Origin of the sequence: Curtobacterium sp. 314Chir4.1 (genome assembly GCF_900215175.1) — a bacterium.
In the GTDB taxonomy this organism is placed as follows: Bacteria; Actinomycetota; Actinomycetes; order Actinomycetales; family Microbacteriaceae; genus Curtobacterium; species Curtobacterium pusillum_A.
On sequence record NZ_OCMI01000003.1, the window covers coordinates 400,088 to 418,183 of the forward strand.

Annotated in this window: 18 protein-coding genes; 6 read left to right on the forward strand and 12 right to left on the reverse strand. The window is 70.4% G+C overall.

What is annotated here, in order from left to right:
- The first annotated feature begins 107 nt into the window (after positions 1–107).
- Positions 108–1,397, forward strand: coding sequence for a carbohydrate-binding protein (locus tag CRP27_RS18590; RefSeq protein ID WP_217990728.1), 1,290 nt, complete (start codon positions 108–110; stop codon positions 1,395–1,397).
- A gap of 92 nt (positions 1,398–1,489) precedes the next feature.
- On the opposite strand, the gene CRP27_RS10840 is transcribed toward CRP27_RS18590, so the two are convergent.
- On the reverse strand, positions 1,490–1,858 hold the full coding sequence (locus CRP27_RS10840; RefSeq protein WP_079238437.1) for a twin-arginine translocase TatA/TatE family subunit: 369 nt from the start codon (positions 1,856–1,858) through the stop codon (positions 1,490–1,492).
- 64 nt (positions 1,859–1,922) lie between these two features.
- Between CRP27_RS10840 and CRP27_RS10845 the strand changes: the two genes are divergently transcribed.
- A complete protein-coding gene (locus CRP27_RS10845) occupies positions 1,923–2,555 on the forward strand; it encodes an O-methyltransferase (protein WP_097180672.1) in 633 nt (210 codons plus the stop codon).
- 4 nt (positions 2,556–2,559) lie between these two features.
- On the opposite strand, the gene CRP27_RS10850 is transcribed toward CRP27_RS10845, so the two are convergent.
- Both CRP27_RS10850 and CRP27_RS10855 read right to left on the reverse strand, forming a co-directional pair.
- Complete coding sequence (locus tag CRP27_RS10850; RefSeq protein WP_097180673.1) at positions 2,560–3,282, reverse strand: AAA family ATPase; 723 nt, start codon at positions 3,280–3,282, stop codon at positions 2,560–2,562.
- A gap of 98 nt (positions 3,283–3,380) precedes the next feature.
- On the reverse strand, positions 3,381–3,551 hold the full coding sequence (locus CRP27_RS10855) for a DUF3117 domain-containing protein (protein WP_017887054.1): 171 nt from the start codon (positions 3,549–3,551) through the stop codon (positions 3,381–3,383).
- A 127-nt stretch (positions 3,552–3,678) separates the two neighbouring features.
- Between CRP27_RS10855 and CRP27_RS10860 the strand changes: the two genes are divergently transcribed.
- A complete protein-coding gene (locus CRP27_RS10860; protein WP_097180674.1) occupies positions 3,679–4,854 on the forward strand; it encodes an AI-2E family transporter in 1,176 nt (391 codons plus the stop codon).
- Here CRP27_RS10860 and CRP27_RS10865 read toward each other — a convergent pair.
- Together CRP27_RS10865 and dapE are read right to left on the reverse strand one after the other, a co-directional pair.
- Complete coding sequence (locus CRP27_RS10865; protein ID WP_097180675.1) at positions 4,833–6,077, reverse strand: hypothetical protein; 1,245 nt, start codon at positions 6,075–6,077, stop codon at positions 4,833–4,835. The genes CRP27_RS10860 and CRP27_RS10865 overlap by 22 nt on opposite strands.
- A complete protein-coding gene (gene dapE, locus CRP27_RS10870; protein WP_097180676.1) occupies positions 6,062–7,144 on the reverse strand; it encodes a succinyl-diaminopimelate desuccinylase in 1,083 nt (360 codons plus the stop codon). Before dapE ends, CRP27_RS10865 begins: the two co-directional genes overlap by 16 nt.
- A gap of 176 nt (positions 7,145–7,320) precedes the next feature.
- On the opposite strand from dapE, the gene dapD reads away from it, so the two are divergent.
- Positions 7,321–8,289, forward strand: coding sequence for a 2,3,4,5-tetrahydropyridine-2,6-dicarboxylate N-succinyltransferase (dapD, locus tag CRP27_RS10875; protein WP_097180677.1), 969 nt, complete (start codon positions 7,321–7,323; stop codon positions 8,287–8,289).
- Between the two features lie 128 nt (positions 8,290–8,417).
- Here the strand turns inward: dapD and CRP27_RS10880 are convergent, their stop codons facing one another.
- The 7 genes from CRP27_RS10880 to typA form a co-directional block, all read right to left on the reverse strand.
- A complete protein-coding gene (locus tag CRP27_RS10880; protein WP_097180678.1) occupies positions 8,418–9,716 on the reverse strand; it encodes a citrate synthase in 1,299 nt (432 codons plus the stop codon).
- 151 nt (positions 9,717–9,867) lie between these two features.
- Entirely contained in the window at positions 9,868–10,986 is a 1,119-nt protein-coding gene (dapC, locus tag CRP27_RS10885; protein WP_097180679.1) for a succinyldiaminopimelate transaminase, read from the reverse strand.
- A 14-nt stretch (positions 10,987–11,000) separates the two neighbouring features.
- A complete protein-coding gene (gene fdxA / locus CRP27_RS10890) occupies positions 11,001–11,318 on the reverse strand; it encodes a ferredoxin (RefSeq protein ID WP_058728223.1) in 318 nt (105 codons plus the stop codon).
- A gap of 37 nt (positions 11,319–11,355) precedes the next feature.
- On the reverse strand, positions 11,356–12,588 hold the full coding sequence (locus CRP27_RS10895) for a PIG-L family deacetylase (protein ID WP_097180680.1): 1,233 nt from the start codon (positions 12,586–12,588) through the stop codon (positions 11,356–11,358).
- Between the two features lie 26 nt (positions 12,589–12,614).
- Positions 12,615–13,157 carry a hypothetical protein gene (locus tag CRP27_RS10900; protein WP_097180681.1) on the reverse strand — a complete coding sequence of 181 codons (543 nt, stop codon included), beginning with the start codon at positions 13,155–13,157 and terminating at the stop codon, positions 12,615–12,617.
- 113 nt (positions 13,158–13,270) lie between these two features.
- Positions 13,271–14,464 carry an amidohydrolase gene (locus tag CRP27_RS10905; protein WP_217990729.1) on the reverse strand — a complete coding sequence of 398 codons (1,194 nt, stop codon included), beginning with the start codon at positions 14,462–14,464 and terminating at the stop codon, positions 13,271–13,273.
- Between the two features lie 55 nt (positions 14,465–14,519).
- Positions 14,520–16,442 (reverse strand): translational GTPase TypA, encoded by a 1,923-nt coding sequence (gene typA, locus CRP27_RS10910; protein WP_097180683.1) that lies wholly within the window; start codon positions 16,440–16,442, stop codon positions 14,520–14,522.
- A gap of 119 nt (positions 16,443–16,561) precedes the next feature.
- Here typA and CRP27_RS10915 point away from each other — a divergent pair, with 119 nt between their 5' ends.
- Entirely contained in the window at positions 16,562–17,311 is a 750-nt protein-coding gene (locus tag CRP27_RS10915) for a CPBP family intramembrane glutamic endopeptidase (RefSeq protein WP_097180684.1), read from the forward strand.
- A gap of 67 nt (positions 17,312–17,378) precedes the next feature.
- On the forward strand, positions 17,379–17,858 hold the full coding sequence (locus tag CRP27_RS10920) for a peroxiredoxin (protein ID WP_097180685.1): 480 nt from the start codon (positions 17,379–17,381) through the stop codon (positions 17,856–17,858).
- The last annotated feature ends 238 nt before the right edge of the window (positions 17,859–18,096 follow it).

Genomic DNA, 18,096 nt, shown 5'->3' on the forward strand with positions numbered 1-18,096 from the left:
CCACCCGAGAGCAATATGCAGGGGTATTCCACAATGCTCCTGCGAAATCAGGTCGCAGGGGTCCCATCCGTCGGACGACGACGTCCGGCCGAGGACAGGAGAACCGCGTGCAGCAGAACACCCGGGTACGGATCGGCCTTGTGGCCGCCGTCGTGGCGACGATCGCAGGGGGATCACTCGCCGCAGCACCAGCACTGGCCGCGACCCCGTCGTGTGCCACGGCCTGGAGCGCCGGCACCGCCTACACCGGCGGCGCCACGGTCAGCGAGAACGGCACGAACTACACCGCGAACTGGTGGACGCAGGGCGACGAGCCCGCGACGCACTCGGGGGCGACGGGGAGCGGGCAGCCGTGGACCTCCACCGGCGCCTGCACCGGCACGGGTGGAGGCGGCACGACCACCCCCGGCGGGGGCACCACGACCCCGGGCACGGGCGGCAGCGGGGGCACCGCCAGCGGCCTGGTGTTCAGCCCGTACAAGGACGTCACCGTGAACCTCGACTGGAACACGAACGTCATGAACACCGCGGTCACCGGCACGCGCATCCCGGTGGTCGGGTCGAGCAACAGCCTCGTGTCCACCCGGGAGCCCGGCCTCAAGGCGATCACCCTCGCCTTCGCGACCGGCACCTGCGGCAGCGAGAACTGGGGCGGTGTCGCCGCGGACGCGTTCGCGAGCGCCAACATCCCGAAGCTCGACGCCGCGGGCGTGAACTACATCGTGAGCACCGGTGGCGCAGCGGGGTCGTTCAAGTGTTCCGGCACGGCGCTGCAGAGCTTCATCGCCCGGTACGCCACCCCGCACATGATCGGCGTCGACTTCGACATCGAGAGCGGGCAGTCCGCCGCCGACGTGCAGAACCTCGTGAACGCCGCGGCCCTCGCCCAGTCGAAGTACCCGGGCCTCCGCTTCTCCTTCACCCTCGCGACCCTCGCCGCCAGCGACGGGAGCTTCGGCGGCCTGAACAGCACCGGTGACGCCACGGTCAAGGCGATCAAGGCGTCGACGCTGACGAACTACACCGTCAACCTCATGACGATGGACTTCGGCCGGGCGACGACCGCGAACTGCGTCCTGTCCGGCTCGACCTGCGAGATGGGCAAGTCCTCGATCCAGGCCGTGACGAACCTCGAGCACACGTACGGCATCGCACCGTCGAAGATCGAGGTCACCCCGATGATCGGCGTGAACGACGCCACCGACGAGGTCTTCACCCTCGCCGACGTCGACACCCTGTCCGCCTACGCCAAGGCGAACGGACTCGCCGGGATCCACTACTGGTCCCTCGACCGCGACACCCCGTGCTCCTCGACCACGGCGATGTCCACCTGCAGCTCGGTCCCGGGCGCGCCGGCCCTGGCCTGGACGGACCGCTTCATCGCCGACCTGAAGTAGTCGCCACCACGGAATGCCTGGAGGCGCGGTGCCAGCTGGCACCGCGCCTCCAGTCCGTCATGCGGTCACGTGACGGGCGTGGGTCGCCCTCGTCAGGTTGCTTCGGCGTCGAACGGCGCGGCCTCGCCGATGGCGAGGGGCACCACCGGTGCCGTCGCGCGCACGTTGGAGGCGGTGACTTGCGCGGTCTGCACGGCCGCCGCACTGCCGCCGGAGTCGAGCAGCGCATCGCGGATGATCCGACGTGGGTCGTACTGCCGCGGGTCGAGCTTCTGCCAGTCGACCTCGTCGAACTCGGGGCCCATCTCCTCGCGCATCCGGTCCTTCGCGGTGTCGGCGAAGCGACGGACGGCCTTGACGAACTCGGCGAGCTTCTGGGCGTACATCGGCAGCCGCTGCGGTCCGAGCAGGAGGACGCCGATGATCCCGATCACCAGGAACTTCTCGAAGCCGTCGAACACGGTACGAGCGTAACCCGTCCGCACTGCGCCGCACCCGTAGAGTTGTCATCCGAACGGAGTGTGCGTGTCAGAGAAAGAGTCGAACTGGAAGTTCGCCGAGGACATCGTCTCGGAGTCCGAGGTGATCGCCCGTGCTCGTGAGCACTCCCTCGAGCTCGGGGTGGAGGCGATCTCCCCCGCCATCGGTGCGCAGATCGGCGTCGTCGCCGCCGCATCGCGGGCGACGAGCATCATCGAGATCGGCACCGGACTCGGCGTCTCCGGGCTGTACCTGCTCGGCGGTGCGCCCACCGCGACCCTCACCACGATCGACGTCGAGGTCGACCACCAGCAGTACGCCCGCGACGCCTACATCGCCGCCGGCACCGCACCCGCCCGCATCCGGCTCATCCCCGGCCGCGCGAACCAGGTGCTGCCGCGCATGAACGAGGCCTCGTACGACGTCGTCCTCGTCGACGCCGACCCCGAGCACGTCATCGAGTACGTCGAGCACGGGCTGCGGCTCGCGCGCGTCGGTGGGACCGTCCTGGTGCCGCATGCGCTCTGGCGTGGCCGGGTCGCCGACCCGGTGAAGCGGGACCGGGCGACCACCGACTTCCGACTGTTGCTGACCGAGGTGTCGACCTCGGGTGCGGTCATCAGCGCGTTGTCGCCGGCGGGCGACGGGCTGCTGCAGATGACGAAGGTGTCGGCGTAGTCGCTCAGCCGAGGTGGCGCAGGTAGCGCTCCGGCGACTCCAGGAACGCCCGTTGGTTCCGCACCAGGTCCAGCTCGCCCCAGGTGGCGCGGCGGATGCCCCACTCCCCGACCTCGTGGATGGTGGCCCCGGGGAACGCCGCGAGCACCGGGGAGTGCGTCGACAGCACGACCTGGCCGGTGCCGCTCTCGACGATGGACTGCAGCAGGCCGATGAGGGCCAGGCAGCCGGAGAACGACAACGCCGACTCGGGTTCGTCGAGGATCCAGAGCCCGGGCCACTGCGAGCGGTCGATCACGAAGTCCAGGAACGACTCACCGTGGCTGCGCTCGTGGAAGACCGGCTCGGGTCGGGGGCCGGGGTGTTCCTCGAGGAACGTGAAGAGTCCGTGCATCGTCTCGGCGCGCAGGAAGAACCCACCCTTCGCAGCGCCCGGCTCCCGCACGAGCACGAGGTGTTCCCAGAGCTGCGACTCGGTCGCGCGGGTGGTGTGGCCGGACATCGTCGACCCGCCCTCCGGACCCATCCCGAACGCGAGTGCGATCGCCTCGACCAGTGTCGACTTGCCGACGCCGTTGTCGCCGACGAACACCGTCACGGGGTCGAGGTCGAGGCCGTCGTCGAGCAGTTGCCGAACGGGCGCGAGGGTCGCGGGCCACTGATCGCGCACCAGGGGGTCCGGCGCGTACTCCTCGACGCGGCGGATCGGCAGGCGGGTCCGTGGCACCCGCCCATCCTGCCGGACGGCACCGACAGGGTGGCCCGGGACGCGAGGAAGCCCGGAGCGTACGCGCTCCGGGCTTCCCCGTTCGGTGCTTCGACGTACTAGGCCGAGACGACCTCAGCGAGTGCGTCGTGGAGTTCCTTTGCCTCGGCATCGTTGACCGAGACGACCAGGCGGCCTCCACCTTCGAGCGGAACCCGCACGATGATGAGTCGACCCTCCTTAACAGCCTCCATCGGCCCGTCACCGGTCCTCGGCTTCATGGCTGCCATCAGATGTCCCCTTTCGCGCAGTACATGCCCGCTCATTATCTCGTATCGATGGGGGAACTGCGAAACCGCCCAGGTTGGGGGTGGCGAATCGGGTCGTTCTCGCGGCTCGGATTCCTAACCTTGGCGCGTGCCGAACATCCGCTCCACGCGCCGTCCGAAGCCGATCGACCGGGCTGGCAGGGCCGCCGTCGACCCTGCGGACGAGGCCGTCCCGATCGGCATGCGCGTCGCCGGCGCGTTCTCCTGGCGCCTGCTCGTCGTCGGCGCGGCGCTGGCCGTGGTCGTCGCCCTGGTGGTCCTGCTGCAGGACATCGTGGTGCCGTTCCTGGTCGCCCTGCTGCTCTGCGCACTGCTCGCGCCGATGTCCGCCTTCCTGCAGCGGCACCGCTGGCCGAAGTGGTTGGCGGTGCTGTCGTGCTTCGTGGCGATCGTGCTGGTCATCGGTGCGATCGCGCTCGTCGTGACGGCCCAGATCCGCTACGACCTGCCGTCGCTCGAGCAGCGACTCCACCACACGGTGCGGTCGCTGCAGTCCTTGCTGGACAGCCAGCCGTTCGGCATCACCGCGTCGGAGCTGAACCGGTGGGTGTCCGAGGGCACGAGCTACCTGCAGTCGCACGCGTCGTCGATCCTGTCCGGGTTCCAGGAAGCCGGGTCCGGTGCCGTGCACGCTCTCGAAGGCCTCTTCATCATCGTGTTCACGACGCTCTTCGTGCTCATCGACGGACAGCGGATCTGGGCCTGGGTCGTGCGGCTGTTCCCCCGCCGTGCCCACCCGCGGCTCGAGATCGCCGGGCAGGCCGGCTGGAAGACGCTCACGAGCTTCATCCGGGTCCAACTCGTCGTCGCCGTCACCGATGCCCTCGGTGTCGTGATCGGCGCGCTCGTCCTGCAGGTCCCGTTGGCGATCCCGATCGGCGTGATCGTGTTCCTCGGAGCGTTCGTGCCCGTGGTGGGCGCGATCGTCGCCGGGACGGTCGCGGTCCTGGTCGCCCTGGTGTTCAACGGCTGGGTGCCGGCGCTCGTGATGCTCGGCATCGTCGTGCTCGTGCAGCAGCTGGAGAGCCACGTGCTGCACCCGTTCCTCACCGGCAGCGCGGTCAAGGTCCACCCGCTCGGCGTCGTGCTCGGTGTGACGGCGGGCACCACGATCGCCGGCGTGGTCGGGGCGTTCTTCGCGGTGCCGTTCATCGCCACCGTCAACTCCATGGTCACGGCCGCGGCAGCGTGGCGCCCGGAGGACTCGGCGCCGTCAGCGCTGCCAGCCGGGCCGAACACCGATCACGGCGGCGTCCAGTCGTAGCCGTCCACCCACCAGCAGTAGTACAGCCACACCCACTGGAGGGCGAGGCACACGACGACGACCGCCACGCGGTACACCCGTGACCGCGGCAGTGCGACGATCCCGAGCAGCGGCGCGATCGGCAGCAGGATGCGCCAGGTGCTCGACTGCGGGAAGAACACCGCCATCAGGTAGACGACGTAGGCGACGCCCCAGAGCCGCAGCTCGAGACCGATCCGCCGCGCCGCCGGCATGAACACGAACGCGGCGAACCCGACGACCACCACGGCGAGCAGGATCCCGCCGGCCGGCTGCCGGAACCACCACCCGAACCCCTGGATCCACGGGGCGAACGGCACGAGCTCCTTCCAGCCGATGTAGGACGAGCGCCACGCGAGTTCGGTGTCGGTGTAGGCCTTCGGCACCCCGGTGACCGCCCAGGCGATCGCCGGCCACGCGAGCCCGACGAGCCCGGAGACGACCGCCACGACGGCGGGCGGCAGGAACCGCCGGACGGTCAGCGGTTCGGGCTCACGGACCCACGCCGGGCGGACGAACCAGGCGCCGAGGAACAGCACGACCAGGAACGCGAAGGCGAGTCCCGTCGGCCGGGTCATCCCGAGCAGCAGCACGACGGGGAGCATCGTCCACCAGCGGCGTTCCACCATCAGGACGAGGGCGACGAGGAGCAGGAACATCCCCATCGACTCCGCGTACGCGACCTGGAACATCACGGCCACGGGCGCGACGCAGAACAGCACGGTGGCGAACGTCGCCCGCGCCGGGTCGAGGAACTTGCCCATCAGCCGTCGGAAGACGAGCGCGGCACCCCAGCCGAACAGGAGCGAGACCGACACCGCGACGAGCTCGAAGGAGGCTCCGGTCAACGCCATGAGCCCGCGCACCAGGAACGGGTACGCGGGCATGAACGCCCACGCGTTCTCCGTCACGTGCCCGGCGGCGTCCACCGGCAGTGTCGACGGGTACGCGCTCGCCGCGATCACGCGGTACCAGGCGCCGTCCCAGATCGACGAGAACGACAGCAGCCCCGGGCGCTGCACCGTGAAGGAGTTCGCGGCCTGGACGCTCGCGAACGCCGAGAGCATCACACCCGTGACGACCCGCGCGAGCACGTAGACGACCGTGATCCGCACCCACCACGGCACCACCCGGTAGCGGGCGTGCCACCGGGCGCGGGCAGGGCTCAGCCGGGTGGACCCGGCCGTCGTCAGGCCGTCAGCCACCGACGCAGACCGTCCTCGACCGAGGTGATCTGGTCGACGGGGACCTGCTCGTCGTCGTGGTGCGCGAACACCGGCTCGCCCGGACCGTAGTTGACGGCGGGCACCCCGAGGGCGGAGAAGCGGGCGACGTCGGTCCAGCCGTACTTCGGGCGGGGCGCGGGGCCGCCGACAGCGGCGACGAAGTCCTGCGCGAGCGCAGCGTCGAGCCCCGGACGGGCACCGGCGGCGAGGTCGACGATCTGCACGTCGTAGCCGTCGAAGAGCTCGCGGATGTGGGCGACGGCCTCGTCCGCACTGCGTGAGGGGGCGAACCGGTAGTTCACGTGCACCATTGCCTCGTCGGGGATGACGTTGCCGGCGATGCCACCGGAGATGCCGACGGCGTTGAGGCCCTCGCGGTACTCGAGCCCGTCGACCGTGACGGTGCGGGGCTCGTACGCGGCGAGGGTGGCCAGGATCGGCGCCGCCTTGTGGATCGCGTTGTCGCCGATCCAGCTCCGGGCACTGTGCGACCGCTTGCCGAAGGTGCGGATCTCGGCGCGGAGGTTGCCGTTGCAGCCGCCCTCGATCTGCGCACCGGAGGGCTCCCCCAGGATGGCGAAGTCGCCCGCGAGGAGTTCGGGACGCGTCCGGGCAAGACGACCGAGGCCGTTGAGCGAGTCGCTCACCTCCTCGTGGTCGTAGAACACCCAGGTCACGTCGACGCTCGGCGCGGCGAGGTCGTACGCGAGCTTCAGCTGCACGGCGACACCGGCCTTCATGTCGACGGTGCCGCGACCCCAGAGGATCTCGGTGCCGTCGTCGGCGGTGCGGAACTCGGTCGGCAGGTTGTCGTTCAGCGGCACGGTGTCGATGTGCCCCGCGATGACGACGCGGCGGTCCCGGCCGAGGTTCGTGCGGGCGACGATCGCGTCGCCGTCGCGGACCACCTCGAGGTGCGCGAGCGGTGCGAGCGCCGCTTCGATCGCGTCGGCGAGCGGTCCCTCGTTGCCGGACACCGACTCGATGTCGCAGATGGCACGGGTGATGTCGATGGACGAGGCGGTGAGGTCGAGCTGCTCCGGCATGCGGGAAGCCTACCGGCCGACCCTTGCGGGCTCCGCCGAGTCGGCCACCTGTGGAAGGTCCGCTGTCCGTCCACAGGTGGCGTGCCTCCAGACCGGCCTGGAGGCGCGTGGTGCGTTCTCCACAGGCCGTCCGGCCGGACGGTGGCCGCGGACCGCGCGTCGGTACGCTTGGACCCGTGACCGACACGACCGCTGCCACCGACCGCCCGACCACCGCCTGGGGCCACGGCCTCGCGACGATCGCCGCCGACGGCACGACGCTGGACACCTGGTACCCCGAGACCCACCTCGGCCCCCTGCCGACCGACGCGGCCTTCCCCGCCGAGCTGCAGGCGCACGTCGGGGACGACCCCCGCCGCGACGTCCGCACCGAGGCCGTCACGACCGAGGTCACCATCGACGCGGCGCCGACCAGCACCGAGGACGCGTACCTGCGCCTGCACCTCCTCAGCCACCTGCGCGTGCGCCCGAACGAGATCAACCTCGACGGCGTCTTCGCGCACCTGCCGATCGTCGCGTGGACGAACGCCGGCCCCGTGCACCCCGACGCCCTCACGCGTCTGCGTCCTGGCCTGCAGCGCTCGGGCATCGCCGTGCACGCCATCGACAAGTTCCCGCGCCTGGTCGACTACGTCGTCCCGGACCGCGTCCGCATCGGCGACGCGAACCGGGTCCGACTCGGCGCGCACCTCGCCCCGGGCACGACGGTCATGCACGAGGGCTTCGTGAACTTCAACGCCGGCACCCTCGGGGACGCCATGATCGAGGGCCGTGTCTCGCAGGGCGTCGTCGTCGGGAACGGCACCGACATCGGCGGCGGCGCGTCCATCATGGGCACGCTGTCCGGCGGCGGGACCCATCGCGTGTCCCTCGGCGAACGTGCGCTCCTCGGGGCGAACGCCGGGCTCGGCATCTCCCTCGGCGACGACTCCGTGGTCGAGGCCGGTCTCTACGTGACGGCCGGTACGAAGGTCGTCCTGGTCGGTGCGGCACCGAACCCGGACGGCACCCCGAAGACCGTCAAGGCCGCGGAGCTCTCCGGCACCCCGAACATCCTCTTCCGCCGCAACTCGGTCACGGGCGCGGTCGAGGCGCTCCAGCGCACGGGCGAGGGCATCCAGCTCAACACCGCGCTCCACGCGTGACGCGCCGGACCGGAGGCACGGCGCCAGGCCGCCCCGCGCCTCCAGTCCGCACACCGTGAGCAGCAGTGGTCGGGTCCTGTCTCGGGACCCGACCACTTCTGCTCACCAAGCGCGCAGCGCGCCGCGCGTCAGCGCGCGGGGAGGTCGCGCTCCGGGTGTCCGACGTACAGCTGCTGCGGGCGGCCGATCTTGTTCAACGGATCGTTGTTCAGCTCGCGCCACTGGGCGATCCAGCCGGGCAGCCGCCCGATGGCGAACAGGACCGTGAACATCCGCGGCGGGAAGCCCATCGCCTTGTAGATGATGCCGGTGTAGAAGTCGACGTTCGGGTAGAGCTTGCGGCTGACGAAGTACTCGTCCTCGAGTGCGATGCCCTCGAGCTCCATCGCGATGTCGAGCAGGTCGTCCTGCACGCCCAGCGCCTCGAGCACCTCGTGCGCGGACTCCTTGACGAGCTTGGCGCGCGGGTCGTAGTTCTTGTAGACGCGGTGTCCGAAGCCCATGAGCTTCACCCCGCGCTCCTTGTTCTTCACCCGCTCGACGAAGCGCTGCACGGGCTCGCCGGAGTCCTTGATCTGCTGGAGCATCTCGAGGACGGCCTCGTTCGCACCGCCGTGCAGCGGGCCGTACAGGGCGTTGATGCCCGCGGAGATCGAGGCGAACATGTTCGCCTTCGTCGACCCGACCAGGCGGACGGTCGCCGTGGAGGCGTTCTGCTCGTGGTCCTCGTGCAGGATCAGCAGTCGCTCGAGCGCCTTGGACAGCACCGGGTTCGGCACGTAGGTCTCGGCCATGGTGCCGAAGTTCAGGCGCAGGAAGTTGTCGACGAACGACAGCGAGTTGTCCGGGTACAGGAAGGCCTGTCCGATGGCCTTCTTGTGGGCGTACGCGGCGATGACCGGGAGCTTGGCGAGCAGACGGACCGTCTGCAGCTCGACCTTCTCCGGATCGTCGACGTCCATGTCGTCCTCGTAGTACGTCGACAGGGCACTGACGGCGCTGGAGAGGACGGACATCGGGTGCGCCGAGTGCGGGAGGGCGTCGAACAGGCGACGGAGGTCCTCGTGCAGCAGCGTGTGCCGACGGATGCGGGCGTCGAAGTCGGCCAGCTCGGCCTCGGTCGGCAGCTCGCCGTAGATGAGGAGCCAGGCGACCTCGAGGAAGGTGCAGTTCGAGGCGACCTGGTCGATCGGGTAGCCGCGGTACCGCAGGATGCCCTGGTCGCCGTCGATGTAGGTGATGGCGCTCTTCGTCGATCCGGTGTTCACGAACCCGTAGTCGAGCGTGTTCATCCCGGTCTGCTTCTTGAACGTCGAGATGTCGATGGTGGACGCACCGTCGACGCTCGGCAGGATCGGGAACTCCGCCGTGCCGCCCGGGTACGTCAGCGTCGCGGTCTCCGTCGTCTGCTCGGCGGCGGGACTCACGGGGACGGGCGTGGTGGGCGGTGTGGCCGTCTTCTGAGCGTCATTGGCAGTGTCAGTCACGATGACAGCCTAATCGCGCCCACTGTCGGTCGTGCACACATCGAGCCTCAGGACTTGGTGGGAACCACGGATTGCGCGCTGGGCGAAAGCCTCACGCGGACGCCAGACGCTGGGCGCTCGCCAAGCGTTGGGCGGCTGCGGCGATGCGCTCGTCGGTCGCCGTGAGCGCCACGCGCACGTGCTCCGCCCCCGCCGAGCCGTAGAAGGTGCCAGGGGCGACCAGGATGCCGCGCTCGGCCAGCCACGCCACGGTGTCCAGTGCGGGTTCGCCGCGCGTGGCCCAGAGGTACAGGCCGGCCTCGCTGTGGTCGATCCGGAACCCGGCGCCCTCGAGTGCCCGTCGGAGCATGTTCCGGCGAGCCCGGTAGCGCGCCTTCTGCTGCTGCACGTGGGTCTCGTCGGCGAGCGCGACGATCATGGCGTCCTGCACCGGGAGCGGCGGCATCATGCCGGTGTGCTTCCGGACGGCGAGGACGTCGGCGAGGATCGCTCCGTCACCGGCGACGAAGGCCGCACGGTAGCCGGCGAGGTTCGACTGCTTCGACAGCGAGTACACGCTCAGGACGCCGTCGAGCGAGTCGCCCACCACGCGGGGGTCCAGGATCGTCGGGGTCGGCGTGGTGTCGTACGGCGCGACCCACCCGAGTTCTGCGTAGCACTCGTCGCCGACGATCACGGCGCCGAGCTCCCGGGCGCGGGCCACGGCGACCCGGAGGTCCTCGATCGAGAGCACGCGGCCGTCGGGGTTGCCCGGCGAGTTGAGCCAGACGAGCTTCGTCGAGTCCGGCCACGCCGCGGGGTCGTCGGACGCCAGGGCGGTCGCGCCGACCAGCGCCGCACCGAGCTCGTAGGTCGGGTAGGCGGCCGCGGGGAAGACCACGGTGTCACCGCGCCCGATGCCGAGCCAGAGCGCAAGTCCGGCGATGAACTCCTTCGAGCCGATCGTCGGCAGCACCTGGTCGGGCGCCAGCGTCACACCCTGGCGGCGGCCGTACCAGGCGGCGATCGCCTCGCGCAGGGCGGGCGTTCCGGCCACCTGCGGGTAGGCGTGCGCGTCGGTCGCCTCGGCCAGCGCCGTCCGGACGACCGCGGGCGTCGGGTCGACGGGCGAGCCGACGCTGAGGTCGACGATGCCGCCCTCGTAGGCTGCGGCCTGCTGCTTGAACGGGACCAGCTGGTCCCAGGGGAAGTCGGGGAGGTCGAGCGCCACGTGCGTGCTCCGGTTCAGCCGCGGGGCGGTTCTGCCATGACGACCGGGTGGTCCTTGTGGATCACACCGACCTTCGCGGCACCGCCGGGCGAGCCGACCTCCTCGAAGAACTCGACGTTGGCCTTGTAGTAGTCGGCCCACTCGTCGGGGAGGTCGTCCTCGTAGTAGATCGCCTCGACCGGGCAGACCGGCTCGCACGCACCGCAGTCGACGCACTCGTCGGGGTGGATGTACAGCGACCGGTCGCCCTCGTAGATGCAGTCGACCGGGCATTCGTCGATGCAGGCGCGGTCCTTGACGTCGACACAGGGCTGGGCGATCACGTACGTCACGGCTGGGGTGCTCCCTTCGGACTGAGCGTTGTCGAGTCTACTCGCGGCGTGCGGGATCCCCTGACCGCGAGCCGGTGCCGGCTTCGGTACCGGCACTCGCGCGCGTACCGGACCGCAGCCCGGACAGGTCCGGCCACGCCAGCACGAGGGCAGCGACCACCGCCGGCCCGAACGTCCACACGTACCCCGCGGTGTTCGCGAGCACGAGCGGCGAGCTCTGCCCGCCGACGGACACGAGCACCTGGGTCGCCAGGATGATCCCGAGCCCGACCGCCGCGACCATCGCCCGCGACCGGTAGACGAGCCGGATGCCGACGGTCAGGCCGATCACGATCAGCGAGGTGAGGACCATGCCGATCGGGAACGCGCCGAGGGTCTGCTGGTGGGTGACCGTGCCGAGGCCACCGGCCACGAGTCCGAGCACGAGGGCGACCACGACCGCGGTCACCCTCCCCTGACCGGACATCTCGGCGTAGGTCTGCGGCGCGGGTGCCGCGGGGGCGTCGGCGTGCCGGAACGCCTCCACCGCGGGGGCGTGGTGACGGACGCCGTGCGGCATCACCCACGACAGCGCGGTCGGGTCGGCGGGGTCCACCGGGTCGACGGTCACCTGCGAGCGGTACTGCTCGACGGCGGCACGGAGCTTCGCTCGGACGGGCAGGACGTCCACCGTGACGTCGGCCTCCGTCGTCGTCGGGTCGACGATCATCGAGAAGGGCAGTTCCTCGGCCGTGGCGGCGTACCGGGCGGCGTGGTGCACGCGGACGTGGTCCGGATGGCCGTACCCGCCGTCGTCGGCGTAGCTGACCACGGCGTCGGCCGCGGTGGACCGGATCGCGGCCCGGATGTCGTCGACGACCTCGCCGAGGTCCGCCGCCGTCAGTGAATCGGCCGGGGCGTCGTCGGCTGCGATCGCACGGCCGTCCGGCCCCCACTGCATCCCGGAGTCGGTGTACCGCCGCTCCGGCAGGTCGGTCGGGCGGGCGCCCGGACCGCCGAGCCACAGGTGCGCCGGTCCCCCGAGGGCGGCCAGCGCGCCGGCGATCTCGGTCTCGCGGTGCGCGGCGACCCGGGGGCCGTCACCGAACAACGGCGCGAGCTGCGGCGTGAGCATCTCGCCGCGTTCACCCCGCGTCGCGGTGAGCACGGTGACCTCGGCGCCCAGTTCGAGCAGCGTGGCGATCGTCCCGCCCGACGAGAGCGTCTCGTCGTCGGGGTGGGCGTGCACGAACAGCACGCGTTCGGGGCGGGTGGCAGCGACCTTCGACATCGGGTCCCAGCGTACGGGCTGGGCGACTAGCGGGGCGTCACGATGTACGTCGCGGTCACGCCGTCCGCGCCGTCCGAGAAGGTCAGGACGACCCGGTACGCGTCGCTGCGGAACATCCCGAACGCGCTCGAGGAGTCCACACGCTTCGCCGACTCGGTGAACCCGGCGTCGGTCAGCTGCTGGTCGGCGGTGGCGAAGTCGTCCACCGACGACGCTCGCACCTGGGCGACCCAGCCGGAACCGTTCGGCCCCGCGCCGCCCCCGAGGACGGTGCCGTCGACGAGCGGGACGTCCTTCGTCGGGAAGCCGTCCGGCACCTTGCCGTCGGAGGTGACGTCGGTGCCCTTGAGCGCCGTGTCGAGCGCACCGTCGATCCCGCCGGCGACCGAGGCCATGCCGTCCTGGATCGCCTTGCCGTCGATCCCCTTGACCCCGTCGGCGACGCTCGACGCCACCGAGGACCCGAGGTCCGTCGCCTGCTTGACGGCGTCGGACGAGCAGCCCGCCAGGCCGGCGAGGGCGATGCCGGCGGCGACGGCGGCGATGAGGGTGCGTGTGGGGGTGCGCATGCGCAGCACCTTAAAGGGCCAGCCGGGAGGCACGGCGTGAGTCCCCTGGGAACGTCACGTGCGTGACGGGGTCGCGCCGCGCCTCCAAATCGGCCTGTGCGGAACCGCCCGCGTCAGGCGACGTACGCGCGCGTCGCCGCCACGAGGGCGTCGACACCCACCGGGATCGCCGTCTCGGCCTGCGGCGCGTAGAACGGTGAGTGGTTGCTCGGGATGTCCTCGCCGCGGCGGAAGAGCTCCGGGTCGGTGATGCCCGTGAACCAGTAGACGAGGGGTGCGCCGCTGGCCGTCGCGAGCTGTCCGACGTCCTCGGAGGCCATCGCGAGCCCGATCTCGAGGTCACGGGCACCGGGCACCTCGGCACGGATCGCGTCGAGCACGACCTGCGCCTGCTCGGGGTCGTTCACCGTGACCTCGGCGCCGGGCGAGCGCACGACGGTCGGCTCGGGCAGCCCGCCCGCCTCGCTCTCGGCACGGACGATCCGCTCGATCGAGGCGATGATCCGGGCGCGGGTCTCCTCGTTGCGGGCACGCGTCGAGATTTCGATGACGGCCTGGTCCGGGATGATGTTCGCGCGGGTGCCGGAGTGGAAGCTGCCCACGGTGACGACGCCGGCGTCGCTCGGCGAGACCTCGCGCGAGACCACCGTCTGCAGGCGGACCACGGCGGACGCGGCCGTGACGATCGGGTCGAGGGACGCCTGCGGGGCCGAGCCGTGCGCGCCCCGGCCGTTCAACGTCACCGTGAGGCGGTCGCTCGAGGCCATGACCGGGCCGCTGCCCACCGCGACGATGCCGACCGGCGCCGGCGCGGAGTGCTGCCCGAGGACGACGTCGGGCTTCGGGAACCGGTCGACGAGACCGTCCTCGACCATCGACCGGGCGCCGGAGATGACCTCTTCAGCGGGCTGGAACACGGCGACGACCGTGCCGTGCCAGTCGGCGGTGGTGGCGGCGAGGCGCTCGAGGGTGCCGAGCAGCCACGTCACGTGGATGTCGTGGCCGCAGGCGTGCATCGTCGGGACGTCGTTGCCCTCTTCGTCGGTGCCGCGGTGTTCGCTCGCGTAGGACAGTCCGGTCCGCTCCTGCACCGGCAGGCCGTCCATGTCGGCGCGGAGCCACACCACGGGGCCCTCGCCGTTCGACAGCACGCCCACGACGCCGGTCTGGCCGACGCCCGTGGTCACCTCGATCCCGCCGATCTCCTCGAGCTTCGCGGCGACGATGCCCGCCGTGCGGTACTCCTGGAAGCCGAGCTCGGGGTGTGCGTGGAGGTCCTGGTACAGCGAGAGGAGGTCGAGAGTCACGGCAACCACCGTAGCCCCCGACCTCCTCTCGGTGGTCAGCGTGCGTCGCTTCCGCTCACGCGTCCTGGCGCTTCAGGCGGGCGTAGGCGCGCTGGCGAGCCTGCGCGTCGAGCTCCACCTTCCGGATGCGCACGGCGTCGGGGGTGACCTCGACGCACTCGTCCTCACGAGCGAACTCGAGGCACTCCTCGAGCGAGAGCTGGCGCGACGGCGTCATCGACTCGAAGGAGTCGGCGTTCGCCGAACGCATGTTCGTGAGCTTCTTCTCCTTCGTGATGTTGACGTCCATGTCGTCGGCGCGCGAGTTCTCGCCGATGACCATGCCCTCGTAGACCTCCTCGGTGGGGTTGACGAAGAACGTCATCCGCTCCTGGAGGTTCGTGATGGCGAACGGCGTGACGACACCGGAACGGTCGGAGACGATCGAGCCGTTGATGCGGGTCTGGATCGGGCCGGCCCACTCGGCGTAGCCGTGCGAGATCGCGTTGGCGATGCCGGTGCCGCGGGTCTCGGTGAGGAACGCGGTGCGGAAGCCGATCAGGCCACGCGACGGCACGATGAACTCCATGCGGATCCAGCCGGTGCCGTGGTTCGTCATGTTCTCCATGCGACCCTTGCGCGCGGCCATGAGCTGCGTGATCGCGCCGAGGTGCTCCTCCGGCGTGTCGATCGTCATGTGCTCGTACGGCTCCTGGAGCTTGCCGTTCTCGTCACGCTTGGTGACGACCTGCGGCTTGCCGACGGTGAGCTCGAAGCCCTCGCGACGCATCTGCTCGACGAGGATGGCCAGCGCGAGCTCGCCGCGGCCCTGGACCTCCCACGCGTCCGGGCGACCGATGTCGAGGACCTTGAGCGAGACGTTGCCGATGAGCTCGCGGTCGAGGCGGTCCTTGACCATGCGCGCCGTGAGCTTGTGACCCTTGACCTTGCCCACGAGCGGGCTGGTGTTCGTGCCGATCGTCATCGAGATCGCCGGGTCGTCGACCGTGATGGTCGGCAGCGGACGGACGTCCTCGGGGTCGGTCAGGGTCTCACCGATGGTGATCGTGTCGAAGCCGGCGACGGCGACGATGTCACCGGGGCCCGCCGACTCGGCCGGGTAGCGCTCGAGCGCCTTGGTGACGAGGAGCTCGGTGATGCGGGCGTTCGCGACGGTGCCGTCGTGCTTGACCCACGCGACCGTCTGGCCCTTCTTCATGGTGCCGTGGAAGATGCGGAGCAGCGCGAGGCGACCGAGGAACGGCGACGCGTCGAGGTTCGTGACGTGCGCCTGCAGGGGGTGCTCGTCGTCGTACTTCGGGGCGGGGACGTGCTGCAGGATCGCCTCGAACAGCGGCTCGAGGTCGTCGTTGTCCGGCAGCGAGCCGTCGGCCGGCTTGTTGCGGCTGGCGGCACCCGCACGACCCGAGGCGTACACCACGGGGACGTCGAGGATGGCGTCGAGGTCGAGGTCGTCGACCTCGTCCGACAGGTCGGAGGCGAGCCCGAGGAGCAGGTCCTGCGACTCGGAGACGACCTCGTCGATGCGGGAGTCGGGGCGGTCCGTCTTGTTGACGAGCAGGATCACCGGGAGCTTCGCCGCGAGCGCCTTGCGGAGCACGAAGCGGGTCTGGGGCAGCGGGCCCTCGGACGCGTCGACGAGCAGCACGACACCGTCGACCATGGAGAGGCCGCGCTCGACCTCACCACCGAAGTCGGCGTGACCCGGGGTGTCGATCACGTTGATCGTGATCGGGCCGTCCGAGCCGAACTCCGTCGCGTGCTTGCCGTTGTAGAGCACCGACGTGTTCTTCGCGAGGATGGTGATGCCCTTCTCGCGCTCGAGGTCGTTCGAGTCCATCATCCGGTCTTCGCCCTCGAAGTGGGCGTCGAACGAGTTGGTCTGCGTGAGCATCGCGTCGACGAGCGTGGTCTTGCCGTGGTCGACGTGTGCCACGATGGCGACGTTGCGCAGGTCGGACCGGGTGGCGAGCGCCATACAGGACATCCTTCAATTTCTTGGGAAGAGTCGGGCCGGCAGCATCGGCGCCACGCCCGCGGGCAGAACGCCCGACACGCCAGTCTACCGGTAGTTCGCAACCGACAGGAGTACAGCCGATGAGCCGACGGCGAACGTGGACCGAGATCACGATCGTCCTCATGCTCTCGTTGGGCGGCAGTGCCCTCTACTCGGTGCTCCAGATCATCGACGACCTGTCCCAGACGACCGCCCTCGGGGACCAGTCGACGGCCCTCAACACGTCGACGACGACCGTGCAGTACGTCGACTTCGCGCGACAGCTGGTCGGCATCGCCGTGGACCTGGCTCCGGTCGCGCTCGTGTGCTACCTGCTCTGGAGCACCACACGCCCGCACCTCGCACGGCTGGGCATCGACCGGTTCCGCGTGCGACCCGACCTCGGCGGCGCGGCGCTGATCGCCCTGTGCATCGGGGTCCCCGGCCTGGCGCTGTACTTCGTCGGCCGGGCGCTCGGCATCACCGTGAACGTCAATCCGGCGGCGCTGGACTCGTACTGGTGGACGATCCCCGTCCTGATGCTCTCGGCGATCCGCTCCGGGCTGCAGGAGGAGGTGATCGTCGTCGGGTACCTGTACGAACGACTCGGGGGCCTCGGGTGGGGGCGGTGGCAGGTCATCCTGTCGACCGCCGTCCTGCGCGGCAGCTACCACCTGTACCAGGGCTTCGGCGCGTTCGTCGGCAACGCCGTGATGGGGGTCGTCTTCGGCTGGATCTACACGAAGCGGGGACGCCTGCTCCCCCTCGTCATCACGCACTGCCTGCTCGACGCCGTCGTGTTCGTCGGGTACCCGTGGGTCGCCCACGCGTTCCCGCAGCTCTTCCGCTGACCGGACCCACAGCGAACCCACAGCGCGGCGCGGCGACGCACCGATCGCTCGGCCCTACCGTGAGCACATGAGCATCCCCGAGATCGGCGATCCGGCGCCGGGCTTCTCCCTGCCCGGCATGATCGTCCGGGACGGGACCCGCATCGACGACGAGTACTCGCTGTCCGCCGAGATCGGCCGGACCCTCGTGCTCGCCTTCTACCCGGGCGACGCCTCGCCCGTCTGCACGGCGCAGCTCTGCAGCTACCAGGAGGAGCTCGACGACTTCGGCGACCTCGGCGCCGTCGTGTGGGGTGTCAGCCCGCAGGCGCTCGACTCCCACGAGGACTTCGCCCGCGGCTCCTCGCTCACCTTCCCGCTGCTCAGCGACACCTCCGGTGAGGTCATCCGCGCCTACGGCGTGCAGGCCCCGGGCATCGGCCTCCGCCGGTCCGTGTTCGTCATCGGCCCCGACGGGGTGATCCGCTGGCGACACGTCGGACTGGTCGGTCTCCGGTTCCCGAAGGCCGAGACGATCCGGGCGCAGATCGAGCTCCTCGTCGCGTGAGCGCACCCTCGATGCACGTGCATTCAATTCCCGCAGGATCAGCGTGTCGATTTCCGAAAACAATTCCCGTGGGGTATTGACACCCGAACTGGGGGCCGAGGAACATTGCTGGGACGAGAGGTCCACGCAGGATCTGCCTCCCCGGAGAATCGGGTCGTCCGGAGATACGCGCCGGTGTGTCACACCCGCTCCCCGGACGTCTCCGGGGAGGCATCTCGTCACCGCGTCTCGTACGCTC

Bases quoted from the DNA above. Each gene is read 5' to 3' on its own strand.
- dapE (WP_097180676.1), bottom strand. From the start codon at position 7,144: ATGCCGGAGCAGCTCGACCTCACCGCCTCGTCCATCGACATCACCCGT.
- CRP27_RS10915 (WP_097180684.1), top strand. From the start codon at position 16,562: ATGAGCCGACGGCGAACGTGGACCGAGATCACGATCGTCCTCATGCTC.
- CRP27_RS10895 (WP_097180680.1), bottom strand. From the start codon at position 12,588: ATGTCGAAGGTCGCTGCCACCCGCCCCGAACGCGTGCTGTTCGTGCAC.
- CRP27_RS10920 (WP_097180685.1), top strand. From the start codon at position 17,379: ATGAGCATCCCCGAGATCGGCGATCCGGCGCCGGGCTTCTCCCTGCCC.
- typA (WP_097180683.1), bottom strand. From the start codon at position 16,442: ATGGCGCTCGCCACCCGGTCCGACCTGCGCAACGTCGCCATCGTGGCA.
- CRP27_RS10855 (WP_017887054.1), bottom strand. From the start codon at position 3,551: ATGGCAGCCATGAAGCCGAGGACCGGTGACGGGCCGATGGAGGCTGTT.
- CRP27_RS10900 (WP_097180681.1), bottom strand. From the start codon at position 13,157: ATGCGCACCCCCACACGCACCCTCATCGCCGCCGTCGCCGCCGGCATC.